9 protein-coding genes are annotated in these 14,311 nt (G+C 73.5%); 2 read left to right on the top strand and 7 right to left on the bottom strand.

Annotated features, from left to right (window positions below; genetic code table 11):
• Positions 1-25: 25 nt before the first annotated feature.
• Complete coding sequence (locus tag HNR23_RS03115; protein WP_221308014.1) at positions 26-1,024, bottom strand: LCP family protein; 999 nt, start codon at positions 1,022-1,024, stop codon at positions 26-28.
• A 389-nt stretch (positions 1,025-1,413) separates the two neighbouring features.
• On the opposite strand from HNR23_RS03115, the gene HNR23_RS03110 reads away from it, so the two are divergent.
• Positions 1,414-3,033: an alpha/beta fold hydrolase gene (locus tag HNR23_RS03110; RefSeq protein WP_246421927.1), complete on the top strand. Its 1,620-nt coding sequence runs from the start codon at positions 1,414-1,416 to the stop codon at positions 3,031-3,033.
• Between the two features lie 99 nt (positions 3,034-3,132).
• Here the strand turns inward: HNR23_RS03110 and HNR23_RS03105 are convergent, their stop codons facing one another.
• The 6 genes from HNR23_RS03105 to HNR23_RS03080 all read right to left on the bottom strand — a co-directional run bounded on the left by HNR23_RS03105 (position 3,133) and on the right by HNR23_RS03080 (position 12,881).
• Positions 3,133-6,195: an alpha-mannosidase gene (locus tag HNR23_RS03105; protein ID WP_184079791.1), complete on the bottom strand. Its 3,063-nt coding sequence runs from the start codon at positions 6,193-6,195 to the stop codon at positions 3,133-3,135.
• A gap of 46 nt (positions 6,196-6,241) precedes the next feature.
• Positions 6,242-8,362, bottom strand: coding sequence for an endo-beta-N-acetylglucosaminidase (locus HNR23_RS03100; RefSeq protein ID WP_221308013.1), 2,121 nt, complete (start codon positions 8,360-8,362; stop codon positions 6,242-6,244).
• Positions 8,363-8,388: 26 nt separating this feature from the next.
• Entirely contained in the window at positions 8,389-9,693 is a 1,305-nt protein-coding gene (locus tag HNR23_RS03095) for a glycoside hydrolase 5 family protein (protein ID WP_246421550.1), read from the bottom strand.
• Positions 9,690-10,598 (bottom strand): carbohydrate ABC transporter permease, encoded by a 909-nt coding sequence (locus tag HNR23_RS03090; RefSeq protein ID WP_184073273.1) that lies wholly within the window; start codon positions 10,596-10,598, stop codon positions 9,690-9,692. The genes HNR23_RS03095 and HNR23_RS03090 overlap by 4 nt, the downstream gene beginning before the upstream one ends.
• Positions 10,595-11,470 carry a carbohydrate ABC transporter permease gene (locus HNR23_RS03085; protein ID WP_184073271.1) on the bottom strand — a complete coding sequence of 292 codons (876 nt, stop codon included), beginning with the start codon at positions 11,468-11,470 and terminating at the stop codon, positions 10,595-10,597. The genes HNR23_RS03090 and HNR23_RS03085 overlap by 4 nt, the downstream gene beginning before the upstream one ends.
• Positions 11,471-11,579: 109 nt before the next feature.
• Positions 11,580-12,881, bottom strand: a complete 1,302-nt coding sequence (locus tag HNR23_RS03080; protein ID WP_184073269.1) for an extracellular solute-binding protein — start codon at positions 12,879-12,881, stop codon at positions 11,580-11,582.
• A 380-nt stretch (positions 12,882-13,261) separates the two neighbouring features.
• Here HNR23_RS03080 and HNR23_RS03075 point away from each other — a divergent pair, with 380 nt between their 5' ends.
• Entirely contained in the window at positions 13,262-14,284 is a 1,023-nt protein-coding gene (locus HNR23_RS03075) for a substrate-binding domain-containing protein (protein ID WP_184073267.1), read from the top strand.
• The last annotated feature ends 27 nt before the right edge of the window (positions 14,285-14,311 follow it).

Below are 14,311 nucleotides of genomic sequence, written 5' to 3'. Positions count from 1 at the left end.
TTCCGGTATCCGTGCACCAGCGGCCTCAGCGCACCTCGTCCACGGCGTTCTCCAGGCCGAACTCGGCGACGTAAGCCTCCAGGGTCCCCTCGCGCAGCGCGGCGAACACCCCCCGCTTCACCTCCTGGTCGAGAAAGGCGACGTTCTTTCCGTCGATCCAGCCGGTGGACCCGATGGGCAGGCTGACGAAAACGAGCCCCTCGGGGCCGACACCGGCGAGGCGCGCGCCCATGGCGCGCAGCGTGGTCATGCCCACGCGCTCGTCCACGGCCAGGGAAGCGCTGGCCGCGTCCAGGAAGGCGTCGAGGCGCACCGGGTCGGCGAGCAGGTCCGCGCTGGTCGCCTCGGCGGCCATCGCCTTGAGGAAGGCCTGCTGGCGCTTGATCCGGTCCTGGTCGCCCTCGGGCAGCCCCTTGCGCTCGCGGACGAAGCGCAGCGCCTGCGCGCCGTCCATCCGGTTGGCCCCGGCAGGCCAGTACCAGCCGTTGCTCGGGTCGTAGACCGGGTCGGTGATGCTCACCTCGACACCGCCGAGAGCGTCGGTCATCCGCTCGAACCCCTCGAAGTCCACCGCGGCGAAGTGGTCGATGGTCACCCCGGTCTCCCGCTGGACGACCTCCACGAGCAGCCGGGGGCCGCCCTCGCGGAAAGCGCGGGAGAGCCGGTCGGGCCCGTGGCCGGGGACGTACACCCAGGCGTCGCGGGGGATGGAGATCAGGTGGGCGCGCTCGGCTCCCTCGGGGGCGTGCAGCACGATGACGGTGTCGGCGTTCGCCTCGCCGGGCCGCCACTTGGTGGGCGTGGACGCGCCGCGCAGGTCGGACCCCACCAGCAGCCAGGTGTCCCCGGGGTCGGCGGTCCCGCCCACCCCGCCGTCGGGCAGCGCCCCCTGGATCCGGTCGATATTGCCGTCGTAGGCGGCCAGCCGCCAGAGCCCCACCGCCGCCACCGCACCGCCCACGACGGCCACGGCGGCCAGGACCGCCACGACGACCCGCAGCCCGCGCTTCCGCAGCCTCTCCATCCGCCGATCCCCGATCCGTGCGACGTGCGGTTGCCCTTCCCGGTCACGGTGCTTTTCTCACATCCGCTCCGAAGCCCGAACAGCTACCCAACGTAGGCATTTCGCCACCTAACGTCTATACCCGCCCATCTACCCCCCCATCACGCCCGCGCACCCCACCCGCCACGGCACCCATGGGGCAACAGGGAAAGTTGTCCACATTTGGCCAGTTGATTGATCTATGACTTTTGTCAGTTCCGTAACCGTCGCCCCGATTTCTAGGGTCTTCGCCGTCATGCCGACTCCGGCCCGCTGCCGCCGCACACCGGCACCGGGCCGCCCCCACCTCCGAAAGGCAGGCTGTGAACCCCCACACATGGACCGGCGGACGGATGCGCACCGCCGTGAGCATGGTCGGAGTGGCCGCCCTGACCGGCGTCCTCGTCGCCGTGCCGCCCGCCGCGGCCGACACCGCCGGCACCGCTGACACGGCCGGCACCGTCTCCCCCGAACTGCAGCGCTTCTACGACCAGGAACCCGCTTGGAAGCCGTGCACCGGCGAGGGGCTCGACGACCTGGAATGCGCCAGGATCACCGTCCCCATGGACTACGCGAACCCCAGGGGCGAGCGGATCCGGATCGCCGTCTCCCGGCACCGCGCCACCGATGAGGACGGCCGACGCGGCATCCTGCTGGCCAACCCCGGCGGACCGGGCGGATCCGGCCTAGGCATGGCCGCGTTCCTCCGCGGGCAGAAGATCGGCGAGGTCTACGACCTCATCGGCTTCGACCCGCGCGGAATCGGCGAGTCCACCCGGATCCAGTGCTCCGTTCCCGACCTCGACGACCTGGAACTGCCCACCCGGCCGACCGCCGGGCAGCTGCACAACTTCACCGAGGCCGCACGCCGAACGGAGGCGGGCTGCGACCGCACGGGCGGTTCCCTACGGCCGCACATCACCACCGCCAACACCGCCCGCGACATGGACGTGATCCGCGGCGTACTCGGCGAGGACAAGGCCAACTACCTCGGCTACTCCTACGGCACCTACCTCGGCGCCGTCTACGGCAGCCTCTTCCCGGAGAAACTCGACCGCAGCGTCCTGGACTCCTCGATCCACCCCGACCGCATCTGGCGCGACACCTGGCTGGCCATGTCCCGCGCGCACACGGAGAACGTGGAACGCTTCACCCGGTGGGCCGCGGAGAACGACGACAAGCTCGGTCTGGGCGACACCTCCGAGGCGGTGTTCCGGTCGATGGAGGACGTCGCCCAGCGGTTGCACGACGACCCGATCGACGACTTCGACCGATCGTCCTTCGACATGGCCGTGGCACTGCTCAACCGCGACCAGGGGGAATGGGACGTCCTCGCCGCGTTCATCGGCGGCCTGCGCGACGGCGACGACGCCCAGGTCCGGGAGGCGGCCGACGCGGGTGCGCTGCGCCTCGCCGCGAGCCGCGACCGATTCGCCGACGACTCCGCGTTCTCCCCGTCCACCTTCGCCACCGTCCGGTGCGAGGCCGACTGGCCCACGGGGCTCGGCGCGTACTACGCCGACATGCGCGAGTACGCCGCCGAGCACCCCTACGGGATGGGGGCGATGCTCTCCGCTCCCGACCCGTGCACGTTCCGCTCCTACACCCCGGCCGAGAAGCCGGTGGAGCTGAAGCGCGACGGCTACCCGACGGGTGTCGTGGTCCAGAGCCACTACGACACCCAGACCGCCTATGAGGGCGGGCCGGCCATGGCCCAGCGCCTGCGCGACAGCCTCATCATCGTGGAGGACGACAGCAACCACGGCTACTACGGCATTCCGGGCTACGACTGCGTCACCGAGCAGATCGACGACTACCTGATCGACGGCATCCTGCCCGGAAGCGCGACGACCTGCCCCGGTGCGCCCTTCCCGGACCTGGACGCCCCGGACACCGCCGATGAGGAGAACCTCACCGAGAAGGTGCAGGAGCAGATCGACGAGGAGGAGGAACACCCCGTTCCGCTCCCCGCTCCCCTGCCCGTCTCCTGACCCGACACCGCCGACGGGTGGTGGGGAGCCCGTCCCCTCCACCCACCCCGACCGCCCTGCTCCTCCGATGATCTCGGAGGAGCAGGGGAAGGGACGAGGTCAGGGGACGGTGCGCGGTATGCGCAGGGTGGCGATCTCGAAGGGGCGCAGCGCGAGCCGGACCCCGCCTCCGGTGTCCTCCGGTTCGGGGGCGTCCGGCAGAGGCCGCTCCAGGAGGTCGACGCGGGTGGCGCGGCCGGCGGGGAAACCGAACCCGACCTCGGCGCGGGCCCGGCTCCCCCGCGACTCGTACATCCGGACCACCACGTCGCCGGAGCGGTCCTCGGCCAGCTTCACCGCCTCCACGACGACACCCGGATGGTCCACGGCGACCAGCGGCCGAACCTCGGCGGCCCCCGGAAGCGCCCGCTCGGGCAGGTTGATCCGGTACCCCTCGCGCACCGCGTCGCCCACCTCCGCGCCGGGTACCAGCGCGTAGGCGAAGCGGTGGACCCCATGGTCGGTGCGGGGGTCGGGGAACCGCGGTGCGCGCAGCAGGGACAGCCGGACGGTCGTGGTCGTCCCGCCGTCGGGCCGGACGTCGCGCGTCACGTCGTGGCCGTAGGTGGAGTCGTTGACCACCGCGTGCCCGTAGCCGGGTTCACCCACGTGGATCCAGCGGTGCGCGCACGTCTCGAACTTCGCGGCGTCCCACGAGGTGTTGGTGTGCGTCGGGCGGCGCACGTGCCCGAACTGGATCTCCGAGGCGGCGTCGGCGGCGCGCACGTCCAGCGGGAAGGCGGCCTTGAGGAACTTCTCGGTCTCCCGCCAGTCCACCTCGGTGACGATGTCGAGCCGCCGCGTGCCCGGCCGGACGGTGAGCGTCTGGGTGACCGAGGAGCGGCCGCAGCCGCGCCGGACGCGCACCGCCGCACCGCCGTCCGGCGCGGTCTCGACCGCGACCTCCTCGGCGTCGACCAGGTCCACCACGGTGTTGCGGTAGAAGGAGTCGACGTCCCAGGCGTCCCACATGTTGGGGAAGTCCGGGTGGAGCTGGAGCAGGTTGCCGCGCGTGCCCGGGGCCAGCGCCTCCCGCCCCTCCCGCAGGTCCAGCACCGAGGCCAGCAGACCGTCGGCGTCGACGGCGACCCGGATCAGCCCGTTGTCCAGGACGTGGCCGCCGTCCTCGCGGGTGTGGTGCACCCGCCCCGCGGCCGGGGCCGCAGGCCCGGCGCCGAGCGCGGGGACCCCGTTGCGCTCGTGCGGAGCGGCGTTGAAAACGGTGCGGGGCGCGGGTTCCGCACCGTCGCCGCCCGCACCGGTCGGCGGCGGAGCGAGGAGGGCGCGCTGCGCACCGTCGATGATCTCGGTGAGCTCGGTGGCGACGGCGGCGTAGGTCCGCGCGGCCTCCCGGTGCACCCACGCGATCGAGGTGCCCGGCAGGATGTCGTGGAACTGGTGCAGCAGGACGGTGCGCCACACCCGCTCCAGACGCTGGTAGGGGTAGTCCGCCCCGGTGCGCACCGCCGCCGTCGACGCCCACAGCTCGGCCTCGCGCAGGAGGTGCTCGCTGCGCCGGTTGCCCTGCTTGGTGAGGGCCTGGCTGGTGTAGGTGGCGCGGTGCAGCTCCAGGTAGAGCTCGCCGCACCACACCGGCGCGTCGGGGTACTCCTCGCGCGCCCGGGCGAAGAAGTCGGCCGGGCGCTCGATCTCGACCCGCGGCGACCCCTCCAGGTCGCGCAGGCGCTCGGCGCGGGCCAGCATCTCGCGGGTCGGACCGCCCCCGCCGTCGCCCCAGCCGAAGGGGACCAGCGAGCTCCTGCCCGCTCCCTTCTCCCGGTAGTTGCGCTGGGCGTGTGCCATCTCCCGGCCCGACAGCTCGGAGTTGTAGGTGTCGGCGGGTGGGAAGTGGGTGAAGACGCGGGTGCCGTCGATGCCCTCCCACCAGAAGGTGTGGTGCGGGAAGGGGTTCTGCTGGTTCCACGAGATCTTCTGGGTGAGGAAGAACTCCGACCCCGACAGCTTCACGATCTGCGGCAGCGCGGCGGAGTAGCCGAAGCTGTCGGGTAGCCACACCTCGCGGGTGTCGATCCCGAACTCGTCGGCGAAGAACCGCTTGCCCAGGACGAACTGCCGGGCCAGCGCCTCGGAGCCGGGCATGTTGGTGTCGGCTTCCACCCACATGCCGCCGACCGGCAGGAAGCGGCCCCGTGACACCTGCTCGGTGACCCGCCCGTAGACCTCGGGGCGGTGCTCCTTGATCCAGTCCAGCTGCTGGGCCTGGGACATCGCGAACAGGAACCCGGGGTGGTCGTCCATCAGCGCGGTGACGTTGGCGGTGGTGCGGGCGACCTTGCGGACGGTTTCGCGCAGTGGCCACAGCCAGGCGGAGTCGATGTGGGCGTGCCCGACGGCCGAGACGCGGTGCGCGCTGTCGTGCGCGGGCGCGGCCAGGGCGGGGGCCAGCTCCTGCCGGGCGCGGGCGGCCGTCGCGTTGACGTCCTGCAGGTCGACCGCGTCGAGCGCGCGCTCCAGTGCGCGCAGCAGCTCCCAGCGGCGCGGGGAGTCCACCGGCAGCTCGCGCATGAGCTGGTCGAGGACTTCCATGTCCTGGACGAGCTCCCACACAGTGGCGTCGAACACCGCCAGTTCGGCGCCGCGCACCGCGTACAGCGGGCGGTCGTGGGCGGTGCCGCGGTCGCCGAGCTCGGTGGGCCGGAACGGCGGGACTCCCAGGACGACGGGGTTGGCCGCCGCCTCCACGTAGTACTCCACCCACTGCCCGGCGCGGGCCGGGGAGCCGACCCGCAGCCACCGGTTGCGCGGGCTGAGCCCTTTCACCGCGGCGCCGTCGGCCGTGTAGGCCAGGCCCTCGCACTGGAAGCCGGGCATGCGCTCGTCGAAGCCGAGGTCGATCACGGCCTCGACCGTGTGCCCCGCCCACGGGGCGGGGACTTCGCCGCGCAGCCGGAACCAGGTGGTGGCCCAGGGCGGCCCCCACAGCTCGCCGACCGACGCGGCCGTGTAGGGGGCCGACAGCCCGGTCGCCACCGGCACCGGCTCCCCGGGGGCGTCCCAGCGGCCGATCTCCAGGGGGGTCGTCTCGGGGTAGACGGCGGGGCGGATGCGCTCGTCGAGGACCCGGGTGACTCGGTCCTCGACGAGCCTGCGGTCGTCGTGCATGTCCACCTCTTTCGATCGTCGCTCGCTTCCGGGCCGGGCACCGCGGTCACCAGGGGTGGTGGAGGACGGCGGGGGCGGATCGGCGGTGGTCGCGGCCGACCGCGCGGATCTCCAGCCGTGCCGAGCGCTCCCCCGGGTGGCGGCGCACCCCGGTCACGTGGAAGGCGGTGCTCGCGGTGGCACCGAGGAGCTCCCTGGGGCCGTCCGGCGCTGCCTGGAAGATCTCGTAGTGCCGGGCTCCGTCGACGGCCGACCACCGGAGCCGCAGCGCGGCGGAGCCGTCGGGGCCGGTGTGCGCCGCCTCCGCGCGCGGGGCGCGCGGCCGACCGGGCGGGTGCCCGGTGCGCGGGCCGAGCCGGAGCCTCCCCAGCCGCCACCGTGGCCGCGCTCCCCCGGCGGGCTCCCCCACGCTCTGCGCCCGGAGGCGGACGCCGAGCGCGCGCAGCGTCCGCCGTGGGTCCGTGGCCAGGGGGAAGACGCTGCGGAACCACGCGGTGCCGTCGATGGGCTCGGCCGGGGCCGTCAGGTACTCATAGGGCGGCGGTTCGCCCGGCCGCTCGGGACCGGCCCAGGCGGCGGCCAGTTCCACGGCCACCCCGGGATCACCGCCGTGCACGAGTTCCACAACAGTGTCCGTACCCTCCTCGACCACCGACCGGACCGGATACAGGTCGATTTCCACCGGCGTCGCGGTGACCGGCTCGACGAGCAGGGAGTTCCCGCCGTGGAAGGGCGTATCGAAGTCGAAGGACACCGCGGCGCCACCGCCGCGACGGCTCCAGCGCCGGGGCGGAAGGACGTCCTGCACGCCCAGGTGGTGCCAGGGCCGCTCCGAGGCGACGCGGCCCTCCACCGCGTAGCACGTCCCGTGGCCGGTGCAGAACGCGGTGGCGAAGGGCGCGGCCACGACGGCGCACCGGTCGGCCACGCGGGAGGCGACCCCAGGCCAGGGGTCGGCGTGGTCGGGGGCGCCCGGGTCGCCGGTGGGGCCGGTCCAGAAGCGGTCGTCGCGGCGGTGGAACTCCCCCGGCCCCGCGTCCTCGGGTGTGGAGGTGTGCGTCCACTCGGGCCGGTAGAACCCGATCGACGTGGCCCCGGCGGGGTCGGCGCCGAACAGCGCGTCCCAGTCGACGGGGGTGTGGTGGCCGCGCGCCTCGACGTCGATCCCGGCCCATAGCTCGTGCGGGTCGCGGCCGAGTGCGGTGGCCCGCGCGGCGGAGTCGGCGAGCCCGGCGGCGGTCCAGCCGAAGTTGAGGAACATGGTGTGGGCGACCGGCTGCCCGGCGTCGTGGAAGAAGGGCTCATTGGCGTCGCTGAGCCGGTTCTGCCAGACGACGGCGCCGCTGGTGGTCATGGCGTCGTACCAGGTGATGCGCAGGTCCGAGGTGGCGCGCAGGTGGCGCAGGAAGCCGCGCACCGCGTCGGCCAGGGCGGTGTCGCCGCCGCCGGTCTCGGCGTTGACGAACCAGCCGTCGAAGCCGTAGGCCTCGGCGACCTCGATGAGCTTGTCGGCGACGGGATAGGTCTCGGCGGCCGCGTCCCACCGCACGAGGTCGCGGGTCCAGCGCAGGTCGCCGCCGTAGGCGACGGGCGGGAGGAACACGGTGCCCAGGACCGGGACGCCGTTGCGGTGCGCCGCGTCGACGACGGGGGCGTTGGGCGCCAGGATCAGCCCCTCGTAGGAGGAGCCGCCCCAGAACACCAGCTCCTCCAGGTAGGCCCAGTGGGTGAAGGCGTAGTAGCGGGCTCCCGGCCCGCCCTGGCTGGGGTTGGCGGAGGTCGGAGCGAAGGAGACCAGCGACTGCACCCGCGCTCCCCCGGCGGGGGCGCCGGGGTGCGGTGCGACCGGGGTGATGCGCTCGGCCCGGGGGACGGTGGCGGTGTTGTAGGGCAGGTCGGGGTCGTCCGGCGGGGAGTAGTCGAGGAGGCTGCGCCACACGACGCCCTCGCCGGGCCGCCCGTCGGGCAGGGAGTCGGGGAACCAGTAGGCGGCCTCGGGACGGGCCGCCGGCGCGGGCGAGCCCTCGGCACCCGCCGCCGGGCGGGCGCCGAGGGGCGGGCCGGAAGCGGCGGCGAGCGCGGTGAGTGCTCCGGCGGCGAGCACGCCGCGGCGCGTGGGCCGGGGCTGCGCACGGGTCGGGCGGGCGGGGTGGCGGGGGATGTCCACGTCCGGTTCCTCCTTCTCCTGCTCGGTCAGGTCATGACCTGCTCGGGGGTGACGACCTCGCCGATGCCGCGGGCCGTGAGGTGGGCGGCATCGGCGGCGCGGTCGGCGCGGACCAGTGCGGCGCGGGTACCCGACGCGGCCAGGCGCACCCAGGCGTCGAACGCCGTACCGCCGGGTGCACCGGTGGAGCGGCGCGGCGCGGTGGCCGGGTCACCGGGGTCGAACGCCACGGCGAGCGTGCGCGGGGCGGGGGCCGGCGGGTGGGCGCGCAGCTCCCCGACGAGGCGGGCGAGCCGCCGCCCGGCCGGTTTGACCTCGCGGTCCACGGTGAGCAGGCCGAGGTCGTACTCCAGCTCGGCGAAGTCGGCGAGGGCGCGGTCGACGTCGTGCGAGCACCACCACGTCACCGCGCACAGGTCCGCGCACGTCGCGGCGTTGCCGACGGTGGCCTCGGCGAAGTCGGCGGCCGCGGCGGGCGGGATGTGCGGCCGGGGCGCGCCCACTTCCTGCAGCCACACAGGCCGCCCCGGCTCGGGTGACCACGCCGCGGCCAGCTCCACCAGGTACTCGGCGTGGTGGAGGGTGGCGGAGTGGTCGGGGCCGTAGCGCTGCGCCGTCCCGTTGAACACCCAGGAGTGCACGGCGGTGGCGGCGCCGAGCCCCGCGGCGTGCCCGGGGGTGAAGGGGTGGCCGTCGCGGTACCAGGCCTTGTCGTCGGCGGCGTGCACGTGGAAGCGGCCGGGGGCGGCGTCCTCGCACGCCGCCAGCATGCGGTCCAGCCACACCGCCGCGCCCGCGGCGTCGACGCGGTCGGGGTCGGGGTGCTCCTCGTCGGAGAACTGGTTGACCTCGTTGCCGACGGTCATGCCGAGGAAGTTGGGCCGATCGGCCAGGGCGGCGGCCAGCGTGCGCAGGTAGGACTCGGCGCCGCCGACCGCCTCGGGGTCGGTGAAGAGGTTGCGGCGCCGCCAGGTGCGCACCCACGCGGGCAGGAAGTCGAACCCGGACAGGTGCCCCTGGATGCCGTCGACGGCGACGTCGAGCCCGCACTCGGCGGCGGTGTCGGCCAGGCACAGCAGCTGCTCGACGGCGCGGGGCCGGATGAGGGTGCGGTGGGGCTGGAACACCGGCCACACCGGGAAGACCCGGACGTGGTCGAGGCCCAGTGCGGCGATCGATTCGAGGTCGGCGCGGACCTCGCCGGCGTCGAAGTCCAGCCAGTGGTGGAACCAGCCGCGGGTGGGCGTGTAGTTCGCCCCGAACCGCGGCCGCCCGGAGGCGGCCCCCGGCAGAGCGCGGGCGGTGGTGGCGCGTGCGTTCGCGTCCGTCATCCTTTGATGGCCCCTTCGTTGACGCCGCGGAAGAAGTAGCGCTGCAGGGTGAGGAAGAGCAGGATCAGCGGGGCGACGGCGATGACGGTGCCGGCGGCGATCAGCCGCTGGTCGCCGACGAAGGTCCCCTTGAGGTAGTTGAGGCCGATGGTGAGGGTGTAGTTGGCGGGGTCGCTGAGCACGATCAGCGGCCACAGGAAGTCGTCCCAGGCCCCCATGAACGCGAAGATCGCCACGACCGCGATCGTGCCCTTGACCGACGGCAGCGCCACCAGGGTGAAGCGCTGCCAGGCGTTGGCGCCGTCGATCATCGCGGCCTCGTCGATCTGGGCGGCCTGGGCGAGGAAGGCGTTGTACATCAGCAGCACGTTGAGGGCGCCCACCATGCCGGGCAGGACGACCGCGACCAGGGAGTCGTTGAGGCTGACCGACCGCATCATCAGGAACAGCGCGACCATGATGGCCTCGCCGGGCACCAGCAGCGCCAGCACGAACACGGCCAGGGCGGCCTTGCGGCCGCGGAACCGCAGCCGGGCCAGCGCGTACCCGGCCAGCGAGGCGCCGACGACGTTGAGGACGACGGTGGCCAGCGCGACGCGCACGGAGTTCCACACGTACCCCCACACCGGCAGGACCTCGCCGACGCGCACGAAGTTGCCCAGCGTGGGGTCGTCGGGCAGGAACCGGGGCGGGCTGGCGTAGATGTCCTCGCCGATGCCCTTGAGCGCGGTGGACAGCTGCCACAGGAAGGGGCCGATGCTGATCGCCATGATGAGCACGAGCAGCCCGTAGCGCAGGGCGACGCGGGTGCGGCGCCCCAGGCGGCGCCGGGCCACGCGGCGCCGCGGCGGCGGTGCGGACCCGGCCGGGGAGGTGGCCGCGCGGCGGGTTGCGGTCGTGCTCATCGGGGGCCCTTCCGCCCGGCCTGCAGGCGCAGCACGGACAGCAGCAGGCCCAGGGTGAGGCCGAACAGCACCAGGCTGAGCGCCGCGCCGTAGCCGACGTGGCCGTCGAGGCCGGAGCTGACCTCGCGGATCAGCATCACCAGGGTGATGTCGCGGCCGCCGGGACCGGCGGTGTCGCCGGAGAGGATGAAGATCTCGGTGAAGACGCGGAACGCCGAGACGGCGCTGAGCGCCGCGATGAGCGTCATGGTGGTGCGCATCGCAGGCAGGGTGACGACCAGGAAGCGGCGGACGGCTCCGGCGCCGTCGACCTGGGCGGCCTCGTGCAGCTCTTGGGGGACGCGGCCGAGGGTGGCCAGGTAGATGATCATGTAGTAGCCGAGCCCCTTCCAGATGGTGACGGCCATGGCACTGGCCAGCAGCAGCCACTCGTCGGTGAGGAAGGGGATGGGGCGGCTCAGCACACCCAGCGCCTGCAGGGTGCCGTTGACCAGGCCGCGGCTGTCCAGCAGCCAGGTCCAGATCAGCCCGACCACCACGGCCGAGGCGATCACCGGGGTGTAGAAGGCGGTGCGGAAGAACCCGATGCCCGGTCCCTTGTCGCGCACCAGCAGTGCCAGCAGCAGCGGAAGGAGCACCAGCGGCGGCACGACGCCGATGACATAGAGCGTGCCGTTGCGCAGCGCCAGCCAGAACCGCGGGTCGTCGGCCATGCGGGCGAAGTTGTCCAGGCCGGTGAAGCCGCCGGGGCTGATGGTGCGGGCGTCGGTGAACGCCAGGGCGACGGTGTTGAGGAACGGGTAGAGGCTGAAGACGACGCAGGCGGCGAGCCCGGGCAGCAGGAACAGCCACGGCGTGGGGGCCGCCTGCATCCGCGGCCCCCGGCGCCGCGCCGACGTCCGACGTCCCGACGTCCCGGCCGCGGTCCCCGCAGCCGACCGGGCTGCCGCTGAGGCGCGCAGAACCGCCATCGCCGCCCACTCAGTCCGTGCCGAGGAGGGCGTTGCTCTCCTCGACGGCCGCGTCGAGCGCCTCCTGCGGCGTCTTGTCGCCCAGCATCGCCAGGGCGATCTCGTTGCGCAGGATGTTCTGCATCTGGTCGCTGAACCGCACCGGCGTGTAGCTGGTGGCGGTGGCCAGTTGCTCGGCCGCCGCCACACGGACCCGGGACTCGTCGGTGCCGTCGTCCTCGGTGAAGTAGGGGTCGTCGAGCGAACCGGCCGTGCTCGGGAAGATCTGCACTTCGCGGGCGAACGCCTCCTGGTTGGCCGCGTCGGTCACGAACTCGGCGAAGGCGGCGGCGGTCGCGGGCTCGGCCGTGCGGGCGGAGACCGCCAGGCCCTGCAGGTACATGTGAGCCTGGCCGGTGTTGGTGAGGACGCCGGTGATGCCGACGTTCTCGTAGAGGGTGGGCGCGTTGGTCCGGAAGTTGGCCAGGTCGTAGGCGCTGCCCGGGGCCCAGGCGATGGCCCCGCTCATGAACTGCTCACCGCTTCCGGTGTAGTCCTGGGTGAGTGCTTCGGGGACCAGCGCCCCGGCGTCGTACATGTCCTTGTAGTGCCCGACGAGCTCCACCGCGGCCGCGTCGTTGAAGGTGAACTCGGTGCCCTCGGGGTTCATCGGCTCCGATCCGTACAGTCCCAGGTCGACGATGCCGGGGGTCTGGCCGAGCATGGCGACCTCGCCGTCGGTGGCCTCCGCCATCGCGACGGCCTGCTCGAACAGCTCGTCGTAGGTGGCCGGAGGGGCGTCGGGGTCGAGCCCGGCGCGCTCGAACAGCGCGCGGTTGTAGAAGATCGGGCCGGTGTTGAGGTACCACGGGTAGGCGTAGGTGCCGGAACCGCCCGGCATGGTGAACCCGGCCCAGGCGTCGGGCAGGTAGGCCCCGGCCGCACCGGGCCGCGCCCGGTCGAGGTCGAGGACCAGCCCGGCCTCGGCCAGCGGGTGCACCAGGTCGGGCGCGACGTTGACGACGTCGGGCAGCTCGCCGGCGGCCGCGTCGACGCTGAGCTTCTCCGCATACCCCTCGGCCGGCTGGTCCAGCCACCTCACCGCGGCCCCGGGGTGCTCCTCCTCGAACGCCGCGATGAGAGCGGTGAAGTAGTCGTCGTAGTCGGCCTTCAGGTTCCAGGTCTGGAAGGTGATCTCACCGTCGGCCTCGCCGGTGACCTCGCCCTGGAGGGCGGGGGTGTCGTCCCCGGCGCCGCCGATCCCGCAGCCGGACGCCGCCAGGAGGGCGGCGAGGGCCAGGGCGCCGGTGCTCGCAAGGTCGCGGATGCGCATGGCAGGCACAGCCTCCTCGGTCAGGGAGCGCGGTGTCGGCGGACGGTGCGCCGCCCCCGCGGGACCGCCGTGCACCCGAAAAGCGGTTCCCGCATGCGGCGGTGGGGGTGGTAAACCGCTTAAGTATCCACGCTCAACGACGAACATGAACCATCGTCGGCGATGCGTCAATACGGGTATCCGACATTTCCCACGAGCGCCTGGCCAGGCGTCCGAAGGCCGTCCGCGCCCCCGCCCGCGGAGCACCGGGGGTACACTTCCCTGGCGGAGAAGGCGCGGGAGCGGCCGCCCACTGAACCGGTTAATAAACGCGTTTCGCCGCCCCCTCCACCGCCCCCGGAAGCGCCAACCGCCCCACCACCGCGAAGGAGACGGCAGCAGTGCGACGCCCCACGATCGCCGACATCGCGCGGCGCGCCGGCGTCTCCTCGGCCGCCGTCTCGTTCGCGCTCAACGGCCGACCGGGTGTCTCCGAACCCACGCGGCAGCGCATCCTCGCCGCCGCCGACGCGCTGGGCTGGCAGCCCAACACCGCCGCCCGCGCACTGTCGGCCCAGCGCGCCGGAGCCGTCGGCCTGGTCGTCGCCCGCCCCGCCCGCACCCTGGGTGTGGAACCGTTCTTCATGCAGCTGATCTCGGGTATCCAGGCCGCGCTGTCCGAGCGCGCCAACGCGCTCCTCCTCCACCTGGTCGAAGACGTCGAGGCGGAGATCGGCCTGTACCGGCGGTGGTGGGCCGAGCGCCGGGTCGACGGCGTACTGCTGGTCGATCCGCGCACCGCCGACCCCCGCCCGGCCGCCCTGCGCGCGCTGGGCATGCCCGCCCTGCTCGCCGGAGGCCCCGACCCCGCGGGCATCCTGCCCGGGGTCTGGATCGACGACGCGCGCGCCATGACCCGCATCGTCACCCACCTGCGCGGCCTGGGCCACGAGCGCATCGGGCACGTGTCCGGCCCGTCCGGCCTGCTGCACACCGAGCGGCGATCCGCCGCCTTCCGTGCGGCCACCCGCACCTCCGCGGGCTCCCGCACCGGCCCGGCCGCGGTCACCACCGACTTCAGCGACACCGAGGGGGCGCGCGCCACCCGCTCCCTGCTGTCGTCGCCCGAGCGCCCCACCGCGATCGTCTACGACAACGACGTCATGGCCGTGGCCGGGATGTCGGTCGCGCGCCAGTCCGGGCTGGCAGTGCCCACCGACGTGTCGATCGTGGCCTGGGAGGACTCCACCCTGTGCCGGGTGACCCACCCGACCCTCACCACGCTCTCCCGGGACGCGTCCGGGTTCGGCGCCACCGCCGCGGAGCGACTGCTCGCCCTGATCGACGGTGAACCGCCCGGTGACGTCGAGTTCAGCGTGCCCGAGCTGACCATCCGCGAGAGCACCGCCCCGCCGCCCGCCTGACCGCTACCCGCCGACCCCACCGCCCTG

The sequence above is a fragment of the Nocardiopsis mwathae genome, assembly GCF_014201195.1.
Classification (GTDB): Bacteria; Actinomycetota; Actinomycetes; order Streptosporangiales; family Streptosporangiaceae; genus Nocardiopsis_C; species Nocardiopsis_C mwathae.
The sequence above is the reverse complement of the archived record's forward strand: the minus strand, read 5'-3'. Positions and strand labels throughout refer to the sequence as shown.

Coding starts and splice junctions, on each gene's coding strand:
- HNR23_RS03090 (WP_184073273.1), bottom strand. CDS start 10,598: ATGAGCACGACCGCAACCCGCCGCGCGGCCACCTCCCCGGCCGGGTCC.
- HNR23_RS03115 (WP_221308014.1), bottom strand. CDS start 1,024: ATGGAGAGGCTGCGGAAGCGCGGGCTGCGGGTCGTCGTGGCGGTCCTG.
- HNR23_RS03085 (WP_184073271.1), bottom strand. CDS start 11,470: ATGCAGGCGGCCCCCACGCCGTGGCTGTTCCTGCTGCCCGGGCTCGCC.
- HNR23_RS03110 (WP_246421927.1), top strand. CDS start 1,414: ATGGTCGGAGTGGCCGCCCTGACCGGCGTCCTCGTCGCCGTGCCGCCC.
- HNR23_RS03080 (WP_184073269.1), bottom strand. CDS start 12,881: ATGCGCATCCGCGACCTTGCGAGCACCGGCGCCCTGGCCCTCGCCGCC.
- HNR23_RS03105 (WP_184079791.1), bottom strand. CDS start 6,195: ATGCACGACGACCGCAGGCTCGTCGAGGACCGAGTCACCCGGGTCCTC.
- HNR23_RS03095 (WP_246421550.1), bottom strand. CDS start 9,693: ATGACGGACGCGAACGCACGCGCCACCACCGCCCGCGCTCTGCCGGGG.